General features: G+C 42.3%; 21 protein-coding genes. 16 read left to right on the top strand and 5 right to left on the bottom strand.

All coding sequences use genetic code 11. From position 1 onward, the window contains the following. Positions 1 to 74 precede the first annotated feature (74 nt). From dctP to ACI882_RS06855, 16 genes are all read left to right on the top strand, one after another. Entirely contained in the window at positions 75 to 1,043 is a 969-nt protein-coding gene (gene dctP / locus ACI882_RS06930; RefSeq protein WP_411744817.1) for a TRAP transporter substrate-binding protein DctP, read from the top strand. 83 nt (positions 1,044 to 1,126) lie between these two features. Beyond that, positions 1,127 to 1,702 (top strand): TRAP transporter small permease, encoded by a 576-nt coding sequence (locus tag ACI882_RS06925; RefSeq protein ID WP_411744810.1) that lies wholly within the window; start codon positions 1,127 to 1,129, stop codon positions 1,700 to 1,702. A 28-nt stretch (positions 1,703 to 1,730) separates the two neighbouring features. Next, a complete protein-coding gene (locus ACI882_RS06920) occupies positions 1,731 to 3,014 on the top strand; it encodes a TRAP transporter large permease (RefSeq protein WP_411744811.1) in 1,284 nt (427 codons plus the stop codon). Positions 3,015 to 3,032: 18 nt separating this feature from the next. Next, complete coding sequence (locus ACI882_RS06915) at positions 3,033 to 3,476, top strand: universal stress protein (RefSeq protein WP_411744812.1); 444 nt, start codon at positions 3,033 to 3,035, stop codon at positions 3,474 to 3,476. A gap of 358 nt (positions 3,477 to 3,834) precedes the next feature. Further along, a complete protein-coding gene (locus tag ACI882_RS06910) occupies positions 3,835 to 4,704 on the top strand; it encodes a carboxylate/amino acid/amine transporter (protein WP_411744813.1) in 870 nt (289 codons plus the stop codon). 87 nt (positions 4,705 to 4,791) lie between these two features. Next, complete coding sequence (locus ACI882_RS06905; RefSeq protein ID WP_411744814.1) at positions 4,792 to 5,208, top strand: DUF6326 family protein; 417 nt, start codon at positions 4,792 to 4,794, stop codon at positions 5,206 to 5,208. A 403-nt stretch (positions 5,209 to 5,611) separates the two neighbouring features. After that, positions 5,612 to 6,544, top strand: coding sequence for a phosphate/phosphite/phosphonate ABC transporter substrate-binding protein (gene phnD / locus ACI882_RS06900; RefSeq protein ID WP_411744818.1), 933 nt, complete (start codon positions 5,612 to 5,614; stop codon positions 6,542 to 6,544). A gap of 86 nt (positions 6,545 to 6,630) precedes the next feature. Beyond that, complete coding sequence (gene phnC, locus ACI882_RS06895) at positions 6,631 to 7,431, top strand: phosphonate ABC transporter ATP-binding protein (protein WP_411744815.1); 801 nt, start codon at positions 6,631 to 6,633, stop codon at positions 7,429 to 7,431. Continuing rightward, positions 7,428 to 8,237, top strand: a complete 810-nt coding sequence (gene phnE, locus ACI882_RS06890; protein ID WP_411744816.1) for a phosphonate ABC transporter, permease protein PhnE — start codon at positions 7,428 to 7,430, stop codon at positions 8,235 to 8,237. Before phnC ends, phnE (ACI882_RS06890) begins: the two co-directional genes overlap by 4 nt. Next, on the top strand, positions 8,231 to 9,040 hold the full coding sequence (phnE, locus tag ACI882_RS06885) for a phosphonate ABC transporter, permease protein PhnE (protein ID WP_411746528.1): 810 nt from the start codon (positions 8,231 to 8,233) through the stop codon (positions 9,038 to 9,040). The genes phnE (ACI882_RS06890) and phnE (ACI882_RS06885) overlap by 7 nt, the downstream gene beginning before the upstream one ends. 135 nt (positions 9,041 to 9,175) lie before the next feature. Continuing rightward, positions 9,176 to 9,940, top strand: coding sequence for a DeoR/GlpR family DNA-binding transcription regulator (locus ACI882_RS06880; protein ID WP_411744772.1), 765 nt, complete (start codon positions 9,176 to 9,178; stop codon positions 9,938 to 9,940). Between the two features lie 411 nt (positions 9,941 to 10,351). Next, positions 10,352 to 11,185, top strand: coding sequence for a WYL domain-containing protein (locus ACI882_RS06875; RefSeq protein ID WP_411744771.1), 834 nt, complete (start codon positions 10,352 to 10,354; stop codon positions 11,183 to 11,185). 225 nt (positions 11,186 to 11,410) lie between these two features. Beyond that, positions 11,411 to 12,310, top strand: coding sequence for a hypothetical protein (locus tag ACI882_RS06870; protein ID WP_411744770.1), 900 nt, complete (start codon positions 11,411 to 11,413; stop codon positions 12,308 to 12,310). Next, positions 12,307 to 13,134, top strand: coding sequence for an HAD-IIB family hydrolase (locus ACI882_RS06865; protein WP_411744769.1), 828 nt, complete (start codon positions 12,307 to 12,309; stop codon positions 13,132 to 13,134). Before ACI882_RS06870 ends, ACI882_RS06865 begins: the two co-directional genes overlap by 4 nt. A 47-nt stretch (positions 13,135 to 13,181) precedes the next feature. Continuing rightward, positions 13,182 to 14,417: a glycosyl transferase gene (locus tag ACI882_RS06860; protein WP_411744768.1), complete on the top strand. Its 1,236-nt coding sequence runs from the start codon at positions 13,182 to 13,184 to the stop codon at positions 14,415 to 14,417. 13 nt (positions 14,418 to 14,430) lie between these two features. Continuing rightward, positions 14,431 to 16,185, top strand: coding sequence for a sugar phosphorylase (locus tag ACI882_RS06855; protein ID WP_411744767.1), 1,755 nt, complete (start codon positions 14,431 to 14,433; stop codon positions 16,183 to 16,185). Between the two features lie 18 nt (positions 16,186 to 16,203). Here the strand turns inward: ACI882_RS06855 and ACI882_RS06850 are convergent, their stop codons facing one another. From ACI882_RS06850 to ACI882_RS06830, 5 genes are all read right to left on the bottom strand, one after another. Next, positions 16,204 to 17,160: a GGDEF domain-containing protein gene (locus ACI882_RS06850; RefSeq protein ID WP_411744766.1), complete on the bottom strand. Its 957-nt coding sequence runs from the start codon at positions 17,158 to 17,160 to the stop codon at positions 16,204 to 16,206. A 246-nt stretch (positions 17,161 to 17,406) separates the two neighbouring features. After that, positions 17,407 to 18,180 carry a YciK family oxidoreductase gene (locus ACI882_RS06845; protein WP_411744765.1) on the bottom strand — a complete coding sequence of 258 codons (774 nt, stop codon included), beginning with the start codon at positions 18,178 to 18,180 and terminating at the stop codon, positions 17,407 to 17,409. Between the two features lie 12 nt (positions 18,181 to 18,192). Then, positions 18,193 to 18,903, bottom strand: a complete 711-nt coding sequence (gene ubiG / locus ACI882_RS06840) for a bifunctional 2-polyprenyl-6-hydroxyphenol methylase/3-demethylubiquinol 3-O-methyltransferase UbiG (protein ID WP_411744764.1) — start codon at positions 18,901 to 18,903, stop codon at positions 18,193 to 18,195. 136 nt (positions 18,904 to 19,039) lie between these two features. Continuing rightward, positions 19,040 to 20,353 (bottom strand): TRZ/ATZ family hydrolase, encoded by a 1,314-nt coding sequence (locus tag ACI882_RS06835; RefSeq protein ID WP_411744763.1) that lies wholly within the window; start codon positions 20,351 to 20,353, stop codon positions 19,040 to 19,042. Positions 20,354 to 20,407: 54 nt separating this feature from the next. After that, positions 20,408 to 22,453, bottom strand: a complete 2,046-nt coding sequence (locus ACI882_RS06830; protein ID WP_411746529.1) for a substrate-binding domain-containing protein — start codon at positions 22,451 to 22,453, stop codon at positions 20,408 to 20,410. Positions 22,454 to 22,509: the final 56 nt, after the last annotated feature.

The raw sequence follows: 22,509 nt of genomic DNA, 5'->3' as shown, positions 1-22,509 counted from the left end.
AAATAATCTGGTAAGGATGTCTTATGAAAGTTAATAGTACACTAAAGAATATAGCTGCAATATCAACACTGGCCATGCTGGGCTCCGTTTCTGGTATGGCACAAGCCGATACTTGGCGTTACGCGCATGAAGAGTACGACGGTGACGTACAAGATGTTTATGCTCAAAAATTCAAAGAGTATGTTGAAAAAAATTCAGAGCACAATGTTCAGGTTTATCGTTTTGGTGAATTAGGTGAGTCTGACGATATTATGGAGCAAACTCAGGCGGGAATTTTGCAATTCGTCAACCAATCTCCTGGCTTTACCGGCGCGCTTATCCCTGAGGCTCAAATTTTCTTTATCCCATATTTAATGCCGACAGACTTCAATACGGTAGTTAAGTTTTTCGAAAACTCAAAAGCCATTAACGAAGATTTCGTCGATTTGTATGCTGACCAAGGTCTAGAGCTATTAAAAATGTACCCAGAAGGTGAAATGGTTGTTACAGCCGATGAGCCAGTCACATCGCCATCTGAATTCAATGGTAAGAAAATTCGTACAATGACTAACCCGCTATTGTCTTCAACTTATGAAGCCTTTGGTGCAACACCGACTCCATTACCGTGGGGCGAGGTCTATGGTGCCTTGCAGACAAATATGATTCAGGGGCAAGAAAACCCGATCTTCTGGATTGAATCTGGTGGCCTATATGAGGTGTCGCCTCACTTGATTTTCACAAAGCATGGCTGGTTCACAACGGCGATGATGGCAAACCAAGATTTCTTTAACGGCTTGTCTGCTGCCGAACAAAAAATGGTTCGAGAAGCTTCTGACTGGGCTTTCGATGAAACAATCGAACACATTGATGGTTTAGCTGATCGTTCTTTAGAGAAAATTCTTGCGTCAAGTGATGAAGTCACTGTGACACGTTTGACTGAAGCGCAAATGAACGAGTTTCGTAAGCGCGCACCACAGGTAGAGAAAACCTTTATTGATATGACCGGGAATGGCGGCCAAAAATTGCTAAATCAGTTCAAAGCCGATTTAAAAGCGATTAAGTAAGTTGAATCTGAGAGCGCATTGCGGGTAAATCTGTAGTGCGTTCTTCGTTATTGTAGTACTTATCCTTTATAGGAGCGCGTGTCTTGTCTGAAGATGATACCCAACATTTTACCTCCCACCTTCCAGGTTTGCTTGGCACTATTGATGAGCGGATCGCAAAGCTTGAAGCATTCATTCTAGCTCTCGGTGTGTTATTGATGGCACTCAATACGTGTGTCAATGTTATTGCTCGTTTTGGTTTTGGCAAAGGCTTGTTTTTTTCCGGCGAAATTAATCGTATTTTAATCATCATGATTACCTTTGCCGGTATTGGTTATGCTGCTCGGCACGGTAGGCATATTCGAATGTCAGCGATCTATGATGCTATCCCATTTAAGGGACGCAAAGTCCTAATGATAATTATGGCTCTGTTTACCTCTGCTGTGATGTTTTTTTTGTGTTATTTCTCGGTTCGATATATCGATACAGTCTACGATCGTGGTCGTATTCTTCCTGCGTTACAAATACCAATATGGACTATCTATGTATGGGTGCCAATAGGCTTTTTCGTAACGGGCGTGCAGTATTTATTAACTGCAGTTAAGAATGCTACATCCCCAGATGTGTACCTATCAACTCAAGTACTCGATGGGTACAGTGATAACGAAACCGAAGTTTAGTTAGCCAGATTTACAAGGAGATTGATGTATGGCAACCACCCTTATGACCATCATGATCGTTTTGCTCTTGCTGGGCTTTCCGATGATGATTCCTCTAATTACCGCAGCGGTTGCTGGTTTTGTCATGATGTTTGGCGGTTTCGGACAAATGGAAACCTTTATTCAGCAAATATTAGGGGGTATTCGGCCAGCCTCTTTGATTGCAGTACCGATGTTTATTTTAGCTGCCGACATTATGACCCGAGGCACCTCAGCGAACCGACTCATTGATATGGTCATGGCATTTATTGGTCATGTAAAAGGTGGTTTAGCTATTAGTACGGCTGCTTCCTGTACTCTTTTTGGCGCAGTATCTGGTTCAACTCAAGCAACGGTCGTTGCAGTTGGTTCACCTTTGCGGCCCAAAATGCTCAAAGCGGGTTATTCCGATTCGTTCACGTTGGCGTTAATTATTAACGCATCGGATATCGCATTTTTGATACCGCCCAGTATCGGTATGATTATTTATGGCGTGATATCAGAAACATCCATTGCGGAGTTGTTCATTGCTGGTGTCGGTCCTGGGTTGCTTATTCTCTTCCTTTTTTCTATATATTGCCTTATATACGCCACAGTTAATGATTTGCCAACAGAAGAGAAGGCATCTTGGACACAGCGCTTTAAGTCAATACAAAAAGCGCTTTGGCCATTAATGTTCCCCGTTATTATTGTAGGTGGCATTTATGGCGGAATATTTAGCCCCACAGAAGCCGCGGCAGTTTGCGTACTCTATGCCGTGTTCTTAGAATTTGTGGTGTTTAAATCCTTAAAGCTACCAGACATATATGCCATTGCAAAATCTACTGGCCTTATTACCGCTGTGGTGTTTATTCTTGTTGGTGTCGGTAATGGTTTTTCTTGGATTATATCTTTTGCGCAAATCCCGCAAGCTATTTTGGAAACCGTTGGCGTTAATGAAATGGGCCCCGTCGGTGTGCTGATCTCTATTTGTGTTGCCTTTTTTATTGCCTGTATGTTTGTTGACCCTATCGTTGTTATTTTAGTGTTAACGCCTATATTTGCGCCCGCAATAGCGGCAACCGGGTTAGACCCAGTTCACGTTGGTGTTTTAATTACTCTTCAAGTTGCGATTGGTTCAGCAACCCCGCCCTTTGGTTGTGATATTTTTACGGCAATTGCCATATTCAAACGACCCTATTGGGAAGTTATTAGAGGCACGCCTCCTTTTATATTTATTCTCTTATTCGCAGCAGGACTATTGATTGCTTTCCCGCAGATTGCATTGTTTTTGCGTGATGTTGCATTCCGTTAAACGTACAGGAGCTCTCTAATGTTTAAGAAAATACTGGTTGCCGTTGATGGTTCCAAAAACTCATTGTTGGCACTAGAAAAGGCCATAGAGCTACAAAAGCTTGATGAAGACTGCGAGATGCTATTACTGTGCGTATACAAACACCATAGCTTGTTCGAAGTATCGTTATCGATGGTCAGGCCCTCGGATATACAGATCCCTGATCAAGCGTTGGCCGAATTTGCTACCAGTGTTGTTGAGCACGCTAAAGAACATGCGAAACAGTGTGGTGGTCAAAGAATTAAAGGTTTTGTTAAAAATGGTCGGCCCTCTAAGGCCATCGTCAAGTTCGCTCAAACCAAAGAAGTTGATTTGATCGTGATGGGGGCCCATGGTACCCATTCCGATATTAATAGCTTCTTGCTGGGCAGTGTTTCTCAACGAGTCAGTGGACAGGCGCCTTGCCCCACACTAATCGTTTAATGCATCGTACTGATTAACTAGGTAAACAAGGTAATAAGAAAAAGTAAATTAAGCTGTTGGTTGATTTAAAATATGGGCTATCATACAGCCAGATTTATCTGGCTTGGCTCTAAACTTAAATTTAGAGTTTAGGCCATTGCTGTCCCATAGTTTAGAAGCGGCCCATTGATTGGAATTCGGGTGTTTGAAACATGGATGTTTCAATCAAGCCCCCATGGATGGGTTAATGGCGGCCGAAATTTCAAGCAATGGGCCGCTGAGCGCGGCTTAAACTGTGAAATATTTATAGCGCTGCTGTGGGTTTGGGCATGGCAAGCAAACGTGCGATAACAGTATTAATTTTACATGAGGTTTTACTTTGATTTACCTATTTGGCACAACTCTATTGTGGGCGTTCTCTTTTAGTTTAATTGGTGTTTACCTTGCAGGGCAGGTCGATGCTTGGTTTTCGGTCTTAATGCGTGTCGCATTAGCGATGGTTGTGTTTTTACCGTTTTTAAAACTAGGCGCGATTAAAAAGTCATTGGCGTTTAAATTAATGGCAGTAGGTGCGATTCAATTAGGTGTAATGTATGGCTTTTATTATCAATCGTTCCTATTTTTAACTGTACCGGAAGTCCTATTGTTTACAGTAATGACACCGCTGTTTGTCACTCTACTAAATGATGCCCTTGAGAAACGTTTTAACGGCTGGTTTTTTGTTGCTGCGTTGATTGCAATTTTAGGTGCAGTGGCCATTCGTTACGATGGCATTAGCAGTGATTTTGTCATCGGCTTCCTTATTGTTCAGGCGGCCAACCTTTGCTTTGCGAGCGGACAAGTCTTTTATAAGCGAGTAATGGCTAACGAACCTAATCTATCGCAACATACGGTATTTGGCTTTTTCTTTATCGGTGCATTTATTGTAGCGGTAGTATCGTTCTTCATATTTGGTGATATGTCTAAGCTGCCGAAAACAAACCTGCAATGGGCTATTCTCACCTACCTTGGAATCGTTGCTTCGGGTCTAGGCTATTTCGCATGGAATAAAGGCGCTACCTTGGTTAACGTTGGTGCATTGGCCGTGATGAACAACTTGCTAATCCCGGCGGGAATTTTAGTAAACGTTGTTATTTGGAATCGTGAAGCAGACATTGTTCGGCTAATCATTGGCGCAGCCATTATTCTCCTAGCCTTAATGATCAATCAGAAAATGTTTGCTAAAAAAGCCATAACTGCCACGACATAAGGTATTAAAGGCCCGCCTCGGGCCTTCTTTGTTTCTTAATAACTAAATTAAGCTAGGCTTATATTTTTAAGTTTAAGAGACAAGAGTATGTCGAGTTCTCAAGCGAGTGGCCTTACCTTAGATTCAATATTTATTCGTATAAAATTAGCGGCGCTTTGGACATCATTGATGTTGCTTTATATCTATGCCGACATATTTTCACTATATCGCCCAGGCATGATTGATAAAATTCGCGACGGCTTCATGGGGCCATTTGAAGCCTCTCAGACTACTATTGCCGTTGCGGCTGCCATGTTGGCTATACCCGCACTGATGGTGGCGGGTTCCTTTTTATTCTCAATGAAGATTACTAAAATTTCGACTATTTCGTTGGGGGCGCTTTTTACGTTAGTAAATATTAGTAATTTAGTCGGGGAGGTGTGGATCTATTATCTAGCCTACGGGGCTATTGAAATAATAATTACCATTTCAATTGTTGTACTTGCATGGCGCTGGCAACCGTAACGTCAGATTTTTATGTTAGCTGCCACTAAACTTTTATTACCTTTCTATAGAATGTTCAATCGAACATTTTGCTATTTTAGTGTTGGCGAAAAATGATCAAAAGATCAGGAAATATGATCTATTCATCGAAATTGAATATTAAGTGAACAAAATATGACAAATATCTTCAAAAAATAACGGCTAATTATAAAATTCGGCTGTTTTTTAATATTCACTTGATGATAGGATGTATTTTCGATAGAACATCGAAGACAACAAAAACAATAATCTGCGCTGTTCATTAGCACTGTGACCATTAATTTTAATGGCTTTGCTATTCAGCGCGTGCTGGAGAGAAATAATGCAAAAACTTTCATTTTCGATTCCGTCTCTGCGCAATTCCTTTGCTAAGCCTGCGATCCTCATGTCTGCCCTTTTAGGGTTAGGCAGTGTTGCATTTGCAGACTGTGAACGTGGCGTATTAGATAAGCAATATTGCGATGCAAATGGTGACTTAGTAGCCGATCTTCCAACCGCTCAGTCTGAATGGCAAGACCCTAAGACGTTGATTTTTGCTTACACGCCTGTAGAAGATCCTGCTATTTATGCTGATATTTGGCAGCCGTTCATTGACCACCTACAAGATGTAACTGGCAAAAAAGTTCGTTTCTTCGCGGTTCAGTCTAACGCAGCGCAGGTAGAAGCTATGCGCAGTGGTCGTTTGCATATTGCTGGATTCTCAACCGGTCCAACGCCGTTTGCTGTAAACCTTGCGGGTGCAGTTCCTTTCGCGTTGATGGGTTCTTCAAAAGGTCAGTTCGGTTACACGCTTCAAGTGTTTACGCATAAAGACAGTGACATCTATGAGATGACCGATCTTAAAGGTAAGCGAATTGCTCATACATCACCTACTTCTAACTCGGGTAACTTAGCGCCCATCGCCTTGTTCCCTGAAATGGGTGTAACGCCTGGCGAAGATTATGAGATTGTCTACTCAGGCAGCCATGATCAGTCAATGCTAGGCGTTGTTGCAAAAGATTATGATGCGGCACCAGTTGCATCTGAAGTTGTTGAGCGTATGGCCGCGCGTGGTCTTTATGATGAAAGTGACGTCCGTTTAGTTTGGGAGTCAGATCGTTTCCCAACAACCTCATATAACTATGCACATAACCTACACCCGGACCTAGTTAAGAAAATTCGTGAAGCGTTTTATACGTTCGACTTTGCCGGTACTGCTCTTGGTGAAGAATTTGCAGGGGTAGAAACATTTATCCCAATTACTTACCAAGAAAACTGGAAAGTAATTCGAACGATCCAACGTGCAAATGGTGTTACATACACTCAAGAGAATCTTTAATCAGTAACTAGGTTTACTCAAAACGACCGCCTCAGCTATGCCGAGCCGGTCGTTTGCCTTAGTAGTCGTTCGGTGGAGTGTAAGTAATGTTAGAAATTTCAAATTTAGTTAAAAGTTACGGTAAAAACGAACCTGTATTAAAAAACCTAGATTTAGTTGTAGAGGGTAGCAGTGTTGTCTCTATTGTTGGCGCATCGGGTGCGGGCAAAAGTACCATGTTACGGTGTATTAACCGACTTGTTGAACCCTCATCGGGCTCAATCAAATTAAATGGTTTAGAGTTAGTGAACTTACGCGGCTCTGAATTAAGGCATGCGCGTCGTAAGATAGGCATGGTATTTCAAGGCTTCAACCTAATTGACCGTTTAACGGTTATGGAAAACGTACTGTCTGGACGTTTAGGATATGTCTCTTTGTTTCAAGCTGTTACGCGCAAGTTTCCGCAATCCGATATTGATCGTGCCTTTAAATTAATGGATCGCGTGGGTATTGCACATTATGCCAACAAACGTGCCGATGAGTTATCTGGAGGTGAACGTCAGCGTGTCGCTGTTGTGCGAGCATTAATGCAGGAGCCAGAAATACTACTGGCAGATGAACCAACAGCGTCTCTTGATCCAAAAACGTCACAACAAATTATGACGTTATTGCAATCGCTTGCGCAAGAAATGTCGTTACCCGTGTTAATTAATATTCATAACGTGACTCAAGCGCGAATGTATACCGATCGCATTGTAGGTATGCGTCATGGCAACATGATTTTTGATGGCGGCCCAAAAGATTTTAATCAAGATGCATTGGATGCAGTTTATGGCGGTATTGAATCTCCAGATGAAGAAGGGGTAGATAGCACTGACGAACCAAGTTCAGCAGGGGTCGCGATATGACCGAAAATACCAGCTTTGCACCTAGTCAAACATGGAAGAAGCCTCATTTTATTAGTAACCCTTGGTTGAGGTATGGGTTATTTATTGGAATAGTGGTTTATTTGGTATGGGCCTTTGCAACCTTACCTTTTGACTGGGTTCGTATTTCAGAAGGCATTCCTCGCGCAGGGAAAATATTCGGCGGTGCTTTTCCGCCAAGCTTCCAGCGTTCTAGTTTGTTAATAACTGGCTTTACCGAAAGCTTCCAAATTGCATTTTTGGCGACTTTACTCGGCTTGCTGTTGTCGATTCCTATTGCCGTTATGTCGGCAAAAAATATTGCACCTAAGCCGGTTTATTATGTGGGCCGTGGCATCATTATTTTGTCACGTAGCTTCCACCCGGTTATTGTCGCCATTTTATTTGTAGCCGCGGTAGGCTTTGGTCCTTTAGCGGGTGTACTAACGTTAACGCTTTATTCAATTGGCTTCGTTGCGAAATTATTAGCCGAAGAAATTGAAGAAATTGATTGGGGTCAAGTAGAGGCGATGCGTTCTGTGGGGGCTGGCTATTTAAAGACGTTAATCTATGGTGTGTTCCCTCAAATTTTACCACGTCAAATTGGGTTATCTATGTATCAACTCGACAGCAATTTACGTGCCTCGGCGGTTGTTGGTATTGTCGGTGCCGGTGGTATTGGTGGAACCTTAATGAATGCCTTCGGGCGTTACGACTACGATTTTGCATTTGCTATTTTGCTGTTAATCATCGGCCTTATTTTGGTCAGCGAAGGTGTGAGCGGATGGGTGAGGAAAAAAATATGGTAGACCAAACTTCAGCATCACTCGAACGAGTGTGGTCACGTTATAGTCCAAAAGAACAGTTAATTCGTTATGCTGTTTATCTCATTACGCTCATTGCCGTGGTTTGGGCAGTCAGTGATATTGATATTTTCTGGCCTTGGGTTTGGGACGCGCCGAACCAAATACAAAGTTTAGGTGCCCGAATGTGGCCGCCGAATGTTAGCAGTGGTAAAGCCATTTTTTATGCCATGGTCGAGACCGTACATATTGCAACCTTGGCGACAATGCTGACTATCTTTATTGCCTTGCCGGTCTCTTATATTGCCGCACAAAACACGACACCTAATAAAGTAACCTTGTGGATAGGCCGGTTTATTCTAGTGTCGAGTCGTTCAGTAAATACGATTATTTGGGCACTGTTGTTCGTGGCTATATTCGGTCCTGGCGTGCTCGCGGGTATTTTAGCGGTTATGTTTCGCTCAATTGGTTTCATTGGCAAGCTAATGGGTGAAGCCATTGAAGAGATCGATAAAAAGCCAGTTGAAGCCATGCAAGCAACCGGTGCCTCGAAGCTTAAGGTTGTTGCCTACGCCATCGTGCCTCAGGTCATGCCCGCGTTCTTTGCCATTATTATTCTACGCTGGGATATTAATGTGCGAGAATCTACGGTGCTAGGCTTGGTAGGTGCCGGTGGTATTGGAGTGCTGTTACAAGGGTCTATTGATACTTTCGCATGGCAGACGGTCGCGACTATCCTATTAGGCATTGTATTTTTAGTTATAATTGGCGAAGCCATAACCAGCGCACTGCGTAAAAAAGTCATATAAACTATAGCAGCGCCTTCGGGCGTTGAACTTTTTGGTATTAGCGTAAAACTAACTTATTATAGTGTCATTAGGGGGCTTATTGGCTCCTGCTGACGATCTCCCTAAGGGTAACGTTTCACAAATGTGTAATCTTTCATGAGTGCGAAAGAGCGGCAAAGCATCATTTTAGACTGGGTCAGAGAGGATCATCATGTTGATGTCGACTCTATTTCTGATCGTTTTGGTGTGACACCGCAGACCATTCGCCGTGATATCAATTTACTGTGCGAGCAAGGTTTGTTGCGCCGACGATACGGTGGCGTTAGTTTACCCGCTGCCAGCCACTCAACGGCAGTGAACGGTTCAAATTACGACTTAGTCTTGCAGCGAATGGCTAAAGAGGTGAGCAATCAAATACCCAATGGTGCCTCCGTCAGTTTAGGCGGTGGGCCTGCAATAGTGCACGTTGCGACCGCATTATTGAATCACAGCTCTTTGAAAATACTGACCAATAGCCTTGCCGTTGCGTCGGCCCTATCTAGTAATACTGACATTGAAGTGATCGTCTCTGGCGGGCAGTATCGCCATGCAAATAACGATGTGGTTGGCCCAGAGGTTACTAATTTTTTTAGTTCGTTCTTTTCAGATTTCGGAATTATAAGCTGTGGCAGTATAGATCCTGAGCATGGATTGATGGATTTCGATATTCGAGAAGCAGAAGCAAATAGGGCTATTATCTCCAATACTCGCACAAAAATGTTGCTGGCCGGTCAAGAGAAGTGGCAGGTTAAAGCAATGTGTAAGGTCGCTACCTTTAAATATATTGACCTCTTTTTTACCGATCAGCTCTCAGTTGATATTGCGTGTCAGCTACCAGACTCAGTTAAAATTGAGCAAACAAATCACCATTCCACTTTGTAATTTACTAACCATTGTCGCATTTATAAAACACCACCTAAACTGCTTTAAATTCCTCAAAATACGATAGTTTTCGGCAACTTGGCGTTGAATTCATACAAAAGTGTGACATTAAAATGGTTATCAAAAGTATATAGAGATCATAATGGTCTATAATTAGGCAAGTGTTTTTTTATTTTTATTTTTATTTACAGTTTCATTTTTAACATCTAAGTGCCATATTTAGCTGACTTTCAGTTTCAATTTGGCTGAAAAATATACAAAAAGGGTTTATGAAGACCTAATCCGAGTTATATAGGTATTCATTCTGAATAGTGTCGACTTTAAAGTATATCTACAGCGTTTGAAAGGTGTTTGACACTTCTCAGCGTCAACTTTAAAGTGTTAGTCATTCAAAATAGGGTGAGAAAAAAGATGGATAATAAGGCTGAACCACGGCTAGAAGATCAAAGCCAACCTCAGCAGGAACGTCTCTTCTATTTGGAGTTTCGTTTGTACTTTTTAGGTCACGCAAACCGCAGTGACTTACAATTACGATTTGGCTTAAAAGAGTCATCTGCATCAAGAGACATAGCGTTATATAAAAAGTTAGTTCCTAATAACGTTGTATATGACTACGGTATTAAATCTTATGTTCCACAACCGAGCTTTGTTCCGTTGTTTGCTTATACCGGCACTCAAGTTTTAACCGCGTTAACTCATGGCTTTGGTGATGACTATGCAGGGCCGAAATTCCCAGAGATATCCTCTGAGGCACCGTCGCAAGCGCCATTACCTTTTATCCCTACATTAGCGGCTATAACGCGAGCAATTCATAAAGAGAAGTCGTTAACTGTTAACTACTACAGTGAAGAAGTTGGTGAAAAAGTTTCGACAATCGTACCTCATTCTCTCATAGACTCAGGCAATCGTTGGAGTCTGCGCGCCTACAATCGCGGTGCTGAGCGGTTTGAAGATTTCGTAATTAACCGCATTACCGATGTTCAAGATTGTAATGATGAGCCAACAGTAGATGAGCAGAAAGACGCCGATGTTTTGTGGAATCAAATTATTGAACTAAATTTGAAACCGCATCCTTCTTTGGCGCATCCGAAAGCAGTAGAGCGTGAATATGGCATGCGAGGCGGGGTATTAAAAATGACTTGTCGAGCAGCGTTAAGAAGCTATTTATTGCGCCAATGGCGTGTAGATACAGCAACTTCACCAGCGACTGCTGGTCAAGGCTACCAATTGTGGTTAGATCAGTAAGTTTTGTAATAAAAAAAAAGAGCCAATTGGCTCTTTTTTTTGTTTAAATGATAGTTTTAACCATTATCATCGATCTTGTGCACTTTTTTGATGCAATGGATTATCGGTGGCACCAAAATAAACCAAGATTTAAACAAAGATGCGCTGTTTTAGAAGTAAAAAAGATCGTAATAGTGGTACGTATTATGCTAGTTATACTTTAGGTTCTGAATAAAGTGCATTTACGTGACTCAAGAGCAATTTTTTAAAATATTCTTAGAAGAGCAGCAGTTGCCTACTAGCTATGAACGTATAGCAAGAGCATATTTTATTCCTTTAGTGAATAAATTACATGCTCATTCTAACAAGATGAATCGTCCTATAATCATCGGAGTTAACGGCAGTCAAGGTTCAGGTAAATCTACGCTAACCAGTTTTTTGGTGGCGTATTTGAATCAAATTAAAAATTGTCCAGCTATCGGCTTGTCAATTGATGATTTCTATTTGAAGAAATCAGAACGTCAGAAACTCGCACAAACGGAACATCCCCTTTTGGTGACCCGCGGCGTCCCAGGTACACATGATCTCGATTTGCTCATCCAAACAATAGATTCATTGCTGAATCAAAACCCGCCTTATTCCATTCCTGTGTTTTTAAAATCGAAAGACGACCGTGCACCGAAACATCTTTGGCAGAATGTTAACTTCAATGTAAATATAATTATTTTGGAGGGTTGGTGTATTGGCTGTCCAAGCCAAAAATCTGAAGATTTAGTTTCACCCGTCAATTCATTAGAAGCAACAGAAGATGAAGATAGTCACTGGCGGTCCTATTCGAATCGAGCACTAAAAAGCTACGAGCAATCACTATTTAGTAAACTCGATCGGCTCGTTATGTTAAAAGCACCGGGGTTTCATGTTGTAAAAAAATGGCGATTAGAGCAAGAGGACAAATTAAGGCTGAGCAGTAAAGGAGAGGCAATAAAATCTGGAATTATGTCAGAAGATCAAATAGAACGATTTATTGCACATTACCAACGTATTACCGACCATGGTTTGTTAAAAATTCCTGATATTGCGGACGATATATTCTATTTAGATGACCAAAGAGCCATTGTCTCAGTTCATACAAAGTCAACATTATGAGCTGGATTGTTTTCACTGATTTAGACGGCACTTTACTAGATCACGATAGCTATAGCTTTGATGCCGCATCCGATTCATTGTGCCTATTAAAAGATAAAAAAATTCCAGTTGTAATCGTGACCAGTAAAACATTCGCTGAAGTTGATGAGTTACGAAGTTCGTTAGATCTAGATTATCCTTTTATTGTTGAAAATGGTGCCGCAATATATTTTCCTAAAAGTACTCTAACTTCTACTCTTGGCTATCCATGGCTAGAGTTAGAAGGGGATCTAGTTTCAAAAGACGATTATATGATTTATCCCCTTGGGCCGAAATATGCGTATTGGCAGTCTATATCTAAGAGCGTTATTGAGCGATTTGGAAAAGCTTGCACTCCGTTTTCTTATCTGACAACAGAGCAAATATCAGAACTGACTGGGTTATCTACTCCCGCGGCTATAAAGGCCCAGCAACGCGAATTTTCAGATCCAATTTATTGGTTTGGTTCTAACGAATTATACAGGTCTTTTCAACAGACCATGGAAAGTCAGGGTCTAAAAGTGGTCCGTGGGGGACGCTTTGTTCATTTATTAAAAGGTACAAATAAGGGCTTGGCAGTTCAATGGTTTATAAAGTTCTATAGTTCATTAACTACCGATAAACCAAATGTAATGGTTCTAGGCGACGGGGATAATGACATTTCAATGCTGGAGCTAGCGGATACTCCAGTTTTGATTCGATCTAAATCCCATGGTTATCCTAATTTGGCTTCAACGGCGGCTTATCGAACAAGTCACTATGGTCCGGCAGGGTGGTCGGAAGCAATTCAAAAGTTTATAGCTTGAATTGATTTTAAAAACATATAAAAACTCAAAAAGAGATAGGGATTATTATGGCAGATTTTCATCAAAGTGGAATTGTAACGACGTTACATAATTTGTCCGAGAGAACAATTGAAGATTTAGAATATGAATTATTGCATTTCTCTCGATTTCGCCCTATGGGCCTTATCCTTCCATCACTGTACTCTGAGTTAGAAGGAACCGCATTGCCTGATATTGTAAATGAGTTAGTAAAAGTACCATACCTCTCACAAATTGTGATTGGGTTAGATCGAGCCTCTAAAGATGAGTACTACAAAGCGCAAGAATTCTTCAAAAAACTACCTCAAGACTTTCGGTTGCTTTGGAATGACGGCCCGCGTTTGAAAGCATTAGATGCGGAGCTGCAAGCGTTGGATGTGGCACCGAAAGAAAAAGGTAAAGGTAGAAATGTTTGGTACTGTATGGGTTATATGTTGGCGACAGGGAAATCTGAATCAATCGGGTTGCACGATTGCGATATCGTTACTTATGATCGTGGTTTGCTTGCTCGGCTAATGTATCCAGTAGCACATCCGCAGTTTAATTATGAGTTTTGTAAAGGGTTTTATGCCAGAGTAGCCGACGGAAAAATAAATGGACGCGTATCGAGACTATTAGTGACACCTTTACTTCGCTCGTTAAAGCGGGTTTTAGGTGATCTAGAGTATATCGAGTTTATGGATAGTTTTCGCTATCCCTTGGCAGGGGAGTTTTCGTTTCGTAAGGATGTCCTTAACGATATAAGAATTCCAAGTGACTGGGGGCTCGAAATTGGTGTGCTATCTGAAATGCATCGTAACTATGCCAACAATCGATTATGCCAAGTAGATATAGCAAAAGTATATGATCATAAGCATCAAGATATTTCTCTTGATGATGCTAATGCTGGGCTGTCTAAAATGTCCATTGATATTACAAAATCACTATTTCGTAAGTTGGCGACCTATGGTGTTATTTTTAATACTGAGACCTTTCGATCAATTAAAGCAAGCTATTACCGTATAGCACTCGATTTTGTGGAGACCTACCACAATGACGCAATTATGAACGGGTTAACCTTGGATGTGCATGCAGAAGAGAAAGCCGTTGAAATGTTTGCTCAAAATATCATGCTTGCAGGGCAAAAGTTTTTAGATGCACCTATGGAGAGTCCATTTATACCATCATGGAATCGCGTCGTGAGTGCTATGCCCAATGTATATGATCGCTTAGTCGAGGCGGTTGAAGCTGACCATGAAGAATGGCTAAATTCACTAGAACGATAATGAGAGTGTCTTTATGGTTTCTGAAAGTGCGTTAACGAATATAATTAACCACCAACTTAGCGTCATATATGGTGGAATTGAGATACAGTATTCATTGCAATGCTTAGGTGAAAAAGTACTAGCTGCAATGAGGCTTGAAGGCCTTGAAGTCGCGCCAGAGCCGTACTCAAACAATTGGTCCGAAAAAGATTCGATACTAATAACCTACGGTGACAGCATTGAACAATCAAACGATAAAAAAACTCTTGAACCACCGCTTGAGACGCTTAACCGGTTTTTAAATACGCGAGTGAAAGATTCGTTTAGCAGTGTGCATGTACTGCCTTTTTATCCTTATAGCTCAGATGACGGATTTTCGGTCATAAATTATGTTTCCGTAAACGAATCACTCGGAGGTTGGGAGCATATATCATCCTTGTCTGAGCGTTATAAGGTAATGGCCGATTTGGTTATCAATCATTGCTCTAGTCGAAGTGTATGGTTTGATCAATTTTTGAAAAATAAGCCGCCAGGTAATCGTTATTTTAAAACCTCAGACCCTGATAATGACTTAAGTAAAGTTGTACGCCCCCGTACAAATGATTTGTTGCGTGAAACCGAGACGGAAGCCGGTGTAAAATACGTGTGGTGTACCTTTAGTCATGATCAAGTCGATTTTGATTTTTCAAATCCAGATGTGCTTTTAGAGTTTGTAAAAATAATTAGATTGTATTTGGATAAGGGAATTTCAATTTTTAGATTAGATGCGGTTGCGTTTCTATGGAAGCAAGAGGGGACTGATTGTATTAATCTTAAGCAAACGCATGAAGTCATTCGATTACTTAGGACTATCATAGAACATGCCAGTCCAGATGCGGTCATAATTACTGAAACTAATATACCAACACAACAGAACTTATCTTATTTTGGTAATGCCAATGAAGCTCATTGTATCTATAATTTTTCGCTACCGCCGTTGTTAGTAAATACGTTGGTCAATGGTGATTGTAGTTATTTGAAACAGTGGCTCATGTCTATGCCACCCTCTCAAGAGGGTACTGCTTATTTTAATTTTATAGCTTCACATGACGGAATTGGTCTAAGACCTGTTGAAGGTTTGTTGAGTGATACTGAGTTAAATCAGCTGATAGGAACGATGAAACGGTTCGGCGGGCTAATTTCTATGCGAGCAAATGCCGATGGCTCTTCTACGCCTTATGAAATAAATATAGCTTTGTTCGATGCATTGCAAGGAACTCATAAAGGCCCTGATAAATGGCAATTACATAGATACTTGTGCGCCCACGCCATAATGTTTTCTTTAGAGGGAATTCCAGGGGTGTATATTCATAGTTTACTCGGCACTCAAAATGATTATCTACGTGTTGAAAATACAAGTAGAAATAGATCTATAAATCGTCATCGCTGGAATGAAGCCGAGTTGCTTGAAAGGTTAGCTGAGCCGCATTCACATCATAGTAAAGTTTTTAATGGATTAACTCGATTGCTGAAAATTCGATCTAAACAGAAGGCATTTCATCCAAATGCTACTCAGTTTACTCTGCAATTAGGCTCTAACCTGTTTGGGTTTTGGCGACAAAGTAAGGATCGTAAACAAAGCATTTTTTGTATTTATAATATAACGGATGTAGATCGAACAGTTGCGCTGTCAGAGCTTAATTTGATTCAGAGTCAAGACTGGACCGATTTAATAGCCGGGAAGGCTATTGAAAATATAAATGGCTATCTATCTCTGGCACCCTATCAAGGTGTGTGGCTAAGTAATTAAAACAAATTTCAATACAATTCAAATACATAGTGAGGTTGGTTGCTTCACTAGTGATGTTACAACGCAATTTCGCCCTTGGTTTTTTGCTGCATAAAGCGCTTTGTCGGCACGCTCTAATAAAGCTGGCCAATCAGACTCGCCATTGTAATGAGCCAACCCTAAACTGGCCGTCACTTTTAAGTCTTTATCGGGTAGTCGAACGTTTGCCTCAATGGCTTCTCGAATGCGTTCAGAAACCATTCTCGAATGTGCTAAGTGTGTATTGGTAATAAGCACAACAAACTCTTCACCACCAAAGCGAAAACAAGCATCTGAACCGCGAATAGACTGTTGAATGACTTGAGCTACTTGGCGTAATACATCGTCACCAGCTAGGTGGCCGTAGCGGTCATTTACTTTTTTGAAGTGATCTATATCGACCATCACTAAGCTCATGTCTTGGTCTTCGTGACGGCGTGTTCGTTCAAGTTCTCGAGTTAAGCTAATAGACATGGCACCGCGATTATTGAGGCCCGTTAGGGGATCAATCATAGCGGTGGCTAAGGCATCACGATACTTCAGTGCATTGCGTAATGGGAAAATGATGACGTCCATGATCGATTCAATCACAGATAATTCTTTTTCAGAAAAGCGCTTACCGCGAGTAAAAGTAATATCGCCATAATTCTGTTGACTCATCGACAATTGATAATTGCAACGGTGTTTACGCACTTGGCCGATGGTGATGTCGATCATCTTGTCGCCATGGATAAACTCAATCCCAGATACCGGAATAAGTTGCTTTAAATGACGATGAAAAATACTAATGAGCTGCTCAACTTCAAGTGATGTTTGAAGGTGGCTAAACAGATGCAAGCGAAAGTCTTTTAACCGTTCAGGCGTTAAGGTATCAATCGTAATTGATGTGACGTCCATAGGGAATGGAGGGTTCTTAACATTGGTTCCAAAACTATGCTGCGTAAAACTGTTGGCCATCGCATTCACCAGTAAACAATTAATCTTATTGGAGCTTACAGCGATATTTGTGCCAATATTAAAAAATCTAATAAAATCAATGGGTTGAGAGTTTTGTATCGGCCGATTAGTGTTAGAAAACGGCAGTGTCTAACCGCAGTTACCGCTTTTTAGTCGGGAAATTGTCATTTGTTTTTTTAAAGTGACAATAAACTAACGCTATTATCACAGTGCTCATTAGCGTTAGTTTATTGATGGAGAAGGGGTTTAACTTAGGTAGTTAGCCGCGTCTATAGAAAGGCCATTGATGCCTTGTGCTTGCTCAGAAAATAAATAGCGATATAAGGGCATGTGGCTTTCAGGAGTAGGTACTGATTCAGGATGTTCACCTGGGTAGGCGCTGGCACGCATTTGAGTGCGAGTGCCGCCAGGGTTGATCGCAAAAGTACGTACATTGCTTTGGTTGCCAAGTTCGGCGGCTAAGGTTTGCATTAGCCCTTCAGTCGCAAACTTTGATACACCGTATGCCCCCCAGTAAGCTCGACCTTGTCGACCAACACTTGATGTTGTAAACACTAAGCGGCCATGCGTAGACGCCTCTATGAGTGGCAACATTGCTTGTGTTAACAAAAAAGCACTGTTTAGGTTGACATTGATAACGTCATTCCATTCATTTTCGGGGTATTGGCCAATAGCCATTTTACTGCCCAGTAGTGACGCGTTATGGAGTATGCCATCGAGTCCGCCAAACTCTTGCTCAATGGCAAAAGCCATTTCTTTTGCGACCTCTAAAGAAAGAACATTAAGATCGTAGGGGAAAATGATAGGCTGTGTCTTTGTTTCCGCTTCGATAAGATCATAAACTTCTTCTAGGTTCTCCTGCCGGCGAGCGAGCAAAATCACATTGGCGCCATGGCGTGCAAAGTCTATTGCTGCGGCTTTACCAATGCCCGCACTTGCGCCGGTCACTAAGATGGTTTTACCCGATAACACATTCTTTGCTTGCGCCTGTGTGACTTGTTCTTTGGTTGGCATATTCATCAAGCAATCGTCCTATTGGCTGAGCGGCTTTTTAGTCGTCATCATATAATTAACTGAGACATCATCGGTTAAATTAAAATCTTTAGTAAAAGGGTTATAGCTGGTGCCTTTAAAACCAATTACCTTCAGCTGTGCTTGGCGAGCGCCTCGGGCAAGCTCGGATGGTTTAAGCAGTTTTTTGTATTCGTGCGTGCCCTTCGGAACTAAGCTCAAGACATATTCAGCGCCAACAATGGCCATTAACCAAGCTTTAGGGTTGCGGTTAATGGTTGAGAAAATAGCCGTGCCGCCTGGCTTGAGTAATTTAGCAATCGCAGTAATTACTGATGAAGGGTCTGGGACATGTTCGAGCATTTCCATGCAGGTAACGACATCGAATTGACCTGGACGTGCTTCTGCTAACGCTTCAGCGGTACTTTGTTGGTAAGTTAGGTTTGTTAGCCCGCTTTCAAGTGCGTGTAGTTGAGCGACCTTGAGTGGGGCGTCTGTCATGTCGATGCCTAAAACTTTACCGCCGCGTTTTGCTAGCGTTTCCGAAAGAATGCCACCCCCACAGCCAATATCGACAACATCCAGTCCAGCGACATTAACTTGCTGGTCGATGTAGTTCATTCGAATTGGGTTGAGATCGTGTAGAGGTTTAAACTCAGAGTCTGGGTCCCACCAACGGCTGGCAAGCCCTTCAAATTTGGCTAATTCAGCCGGATCAACATTCGCAGCCACACAATACTCCTTGCGAGTTTTATAGTTTGTTTAGCAGCTATTATGACGTGAAATGATGGCGGTTCACAGTACTTGTTCATCGCCTTTAAGGTGAATACGATGAACAAGCTGTACTTTACTGATTTAAGGCAGGCAATTAACCTTTGATTTTAGCTTGCCACTGTTTTGCGTTTGCAATAATAGCGGCTTGATCCAAGGTGGTTAGCTGACGATCTTTAAGTAATTGCTTACCGTCAACCCATACGTTTTTGATTTGATCGCGTGAGCTGGCATACACAATATGTGACATTGGCTCGAAGATCGGCTGAGATTCTAAATCATCCAGTGCAATAGAGGTTATGTCTGCACGTTTACCAACTTCAAGGCTGCCGATTTCTGCATCCCATCCTAAGGCTTTAGCACCGTTGATGGTCGCCATTGCGATAGCTTCTGCAGCAGGTAGAGCGACAGCGTTTGAGCTAACAGCCTTGGCTAACATAGCCGCGGTACGCATCTCACTGAGCATGTCTAAATCGTTGTTGCTGGCGGCGCCATCGGTGCCAAGAGCCACATTAACGCCCGCTTTTTGAAGTTTATCGACAGGGCAAAAACCACTGGCAAGCTTTAGGTTAGATTCAGGGCAATGCATGACATGAGCACCGGTTTCGACAATGTCTTGAATATCTTCATCGCTTAGCGCAGTCATGTGAACGGCTTGGAATCTTGGGCTTAACAAGCCTAATTCTTTTAGGCGTCTAATTGGGCGTTGACCACGGCGAGCGTGCTCATCATCAACTTCGCCCTGAGTTTCATGTACGTGCATTTGAATGCCAACGTCGTATTTTTCTGCCAGCTCTTTAATGCGTAATAGTGGTTCATCAGAGCAAGAGTAGGGCGCATGAGGGCCGAAGTTTACTTTGATGTGGCTGTGGCCTTTGTACTGCTCCATAACCGCTACACCGAGATCGATGTGCTCGTCAGGTGTTTTTGCCCAGGCGGTTGGGAAGTCGATGGTTGGGAAGCACAATTGCGCACGTAAGCCGGCTTTAACAACACGCTCCGCGGCGGCATCTGGGAAAAAGTAGTTATCTGAAAAAGCTGTAGTGCCACAACGAATCATTTCAGCTGCAGCGAGTTCCGTACCGTCGCCAACCATTTCATGGCTGACCCAAGTGCCTTCGGCAGGCCATATATGATCATTTAGCCAGGTTTGTAAGGCTAAGTCATCGGCCATGCCACGGAATAAAACCATAGCTGCGTGTCCGTGCGTGTTGACAAAGCCTGGCATGATGGCTTGGCCCGTCAAATCAACGGTTTCTGTAGCTTGATAGGCCGTTATAGCGTCAGATTTTGGCAATATGGCCACAATTTCGCCCGCCTTTATGGCCAAACTGTGATCGGTCAATACATCTCGATTAGCGTTAACGGTGATAATCCAGCTGGCGTGGATAAGAGTGTCTACTGATTGCATGAAGTAATCCTGTCTGATGAGTCAATGTTGACTATGATAAAAAAAATGGCCGGATTAAGCGAATGATTCTTTTTTTGGTCGAAAGCTGATGCAGAAGCCATCGTTAAGTTCGCTCTGAATATCTATATCCCACTTGAGCTTTTGGCTGGCAATATTAAATACGATGTACATGCCAAGACCACTGCCGCCTTTTGAACGAGCAGTGGTATAAAAAGGTTCAAATATACTCTCAATAGTTTCTTGGGTTGCACCGGTGCCGTTATCGCTGATCTCTAATACAAAACCTGTAGGGTCTTTAGCGAGTGATATCTTTATAGTGCCACTGGCCTTGCCGTTATCGAAGCCATGCATTTTAGAATTCAGCAGTACGTTTGTTAACAGCTGGGCCACAATGCCAGGGTATGTCTCGGTGCTAATTTCGGGGTCTAAATCAGTCTCAATGACAATGGTCGTGCTCTTGAACTCATGTCGAAGGCTGCTGACCACTAAGTTTACATATTCACTCAACAGTATGTGTCGCGTGGATTCAACCGACTGATCCACAGAGACCAGTTTAAAATTGGATATAAGGCCAGCTGCCCGATCAAGGCTGTTGTATATGAGTTGGGCGTGCTCTTCAGTTTCGAGTAAGAAACGATCAAAATCACTGCGAGTTATTTGGTTGTTTTGGAGCTTGTTTTTGAGGTGCTGAATATCGTTAAGCAGTGATGATGCAGCAAGTTTTCCAGAGCCAACGGGCGTATTGACCTCATGTGCTACTCCCGCCACTAATCTGCCCAGTGACGCCATGCGTTCAGATAATTCATTTTGTGTTCTTAGTTGATTATTCTTTTTTTCTATCACTTGACGGTGATGGATTTCTGAAATTTGCGGGCAGAAAAACTCAACTAACTCAGCAGAGTGCTTGTCACAACGGGTCAGTGCGTAGCCATAATTATTATGTTGGGTTTCGAGTGGGCAGAATATCCAATAGTGTTTAGATAGGTCTTTTTTCCCAAACTCGACATTTTGTTTCTTTTGAATAATTGAGACATTTCGAGAGCCATGCCAATCACGTTTAAAAATTATCATTTCATCAATAGACAAAGCATCCAGTTCAAAATCAATTTCATCTAAGATGATGTCAGCGTCTTGCTGGCCATGAATCTGGCGAACAACGGCAAATTTACGCGCGGTAGCATCCCTTTCTTGGATGAATTGCCATAAATCCATCAGTCTTTCACGCATGTGGTTTGAGTCGCTAGACGTATGTCCGGTAGAGCCTCTAAATTTTGGAATGGTGCTTACAATGATATCGTTAACGTCTTCACCATTGATCATTTTTAGCGCCATGCGACCGGTGCGCAGCCCCATGTCTTGTGCAGGGTAGTGAACAGTGGTCAGCCCAGGTTTCATGAATTGGGCGTATTCAAAATCATCAAAGCCAGTTATCCAGCAGTGTTCAGGGCATTTCACATTGAGTTCGGTAAGGCAATCTAGCGCACCTTTGGCCATTAAGTCGTTTGCGCAAATGATGAGGTTAGGTTTGGTTTGTGCTTGTAACCAATACTCCCTAAGTGTGTGCTGGGCATGTACTGAGGTGAAATTACTGTCTAAAACGATAATTCTCTCGGTATCGAGGCCTTTTTCACGATAAACATCGAATAAGGCCTTTTGGCGCATCTGACTTTCACTATTTTCAGAGGGGCCGTTAATAAAAACAACGCTAGGATTTGTGCGTTTTAGTAGCACTGAGTCGATAAGGTCTTTCATACCTTGGTAGTTATTGACCTGTACAGCAGGGGCGTCACCAATTTTTACGCCCATGTGAATGCAGGGAATGCCTTCGTATTCAGCCAAAACGCGCTCTGACACTTCAGCAGTGGTTTTGTAGGTTAGCCCACCTGAATAAAAAATAACCAGAGTTGGGTTGAGGGCAATAATATCACGGTGCGGCTGAAGTCCGCTGTCATGCCATAAAAGAGGTTTGGGGAAGTAACCGACGGGGGCAAAAAGCACGTCTACATCGACCTCAGAAAAAGCTTCAGATATGCCAAGTGCAATACGCTGTTCAATAGTTTGCGAAAAGGTGGGGATGACCACCGCCACAAGTGGCCGCATATAAATGCCTCTATTCAAAGTGCCTTTTTCTGTAGTGTAGACGAGGTTCAAAGAGA

Source organism: Reinekea sp., assembly GCF_046710285.1.
Classification (GTDB): Bacteria; Pseudomonadota; Gammaproteobacteria; order Pseudomonadales; family Natronospirillaceae; genus Reinekea.
Note: the sequence above shows the minus strand (reverse complement) of the source record. Positions and strands in the feature narration are given on the sequence as shown.

Coding starts and splice junctions, on each gene's coding strand:
- dctP (WP_411744817.1), top strand. CDS start 75: ATGCTGGGCTCCGTTTCTGGTATGGCACAAGCCGATACTTGGCGTTAC.
- ACI882_RS06920 (WP_411744811.1), top strand. CDS start 1,731: ATGGCAACCACCCTTATGACCATCATGATCGTTTTGCTCTTGCTGGGC.
- ACI882_RS06915 (WP_411744812.1), top strand. CDS start 3,033: ATGTTTAAGAAAATACTGGTTGCCGTTGATGGTTCCAAAAACTCATTG.
- ACI882_RS06905 (WP_411744814.1), top strand. CDS start 4,792: ATGTCGAGTTCTCAAGCGAGTGGCCTTACCTTAGATTCAATATTTATT.
- phnD (WP_411744818.1), top strand. CDS start 5,612: ATGTCTGCCCTTTTAGGGTTAGGCAGTGTTGCATTTGCAGACTGTGAA.
- phnC (WP_411744815.1), top strand. CDS start 6,631: ATGTTAGAAATTTCAAATTTAGTTAAAAGTTACGGTAAAAACGAACCT.
- phnE (WP_411744816.1), top strand. CDS start 7,428: ATGACCGAAAATACCAGCTTTGCACCTAGTCAAACATGGAAGAAGCCT.
- phnE (WP_411746528.1), top strand. CDS start 8,231: ATGGTAGACCAAACTTCAGCATCACTCGAACGAGTGTGGTCACGTTAT.
- ACI882_RS06880 (WP_411744772.1), top strand. CDS start 9,176: ATGAGTGCGAAAGAGCGGCAAAGCATCATTTTAGACTGGGTCAGAGAG.
- ACI882_RS06875 (WP_411744771.1), top strand. CDS start 10,352: ATGGATAATAAGGCTGAACCACGGCTAGAAGATCAAAGCCAACCTCAG.
- ACI882_RS06865 (WP_411744769.1), top strand. CDS start 12,307: ATGAGCTGGATTGTTTTCACTGATTTAGACGGCACTTTACTAGATCAC.
- ACI882_RS06860 (WP_411744768.1), top strand. CDS start 13,182: ATGGCAGATTTTCATCAAAGTGGAATTGTAACGACGTTACATAATTTG.
- ACI882_RS06855 (WP_411744767.1), top strand. CDS start 14,431: ATGGTTTCTGAAAGTGCGTTAACGAATATAATTAACCACCAACTTAGC.
- ACI882_RS06850 (WP_411744766.1), bottom strand. CDS start 17,160: ATGGCCAACAGTTTTACGCAGCATAGTTTTGGAACCAATGTTAAGAAC.
- ACI882_RS06845 (WP_411744765.1), bottom strand. CDS start 18,180: ATGAATATGCCAACCAAAGAACAAGTCACACAGGCGCAAGCAAAGAAT.
- ACI882_RS06835 (WP_411744763.1), bottom strand. CDS start 20,353: ATGCAATCAGTAGACACTCTTATCCACGCCAGCTGGATTATCACCGTT.
- ACI882_RS06830 (WP_411746529.1), bottom strand. CDS start 22,453: ATGCGGCCACTTGTGGCGGTGGTCATCCCCACCTTTTCGCAAACTATT.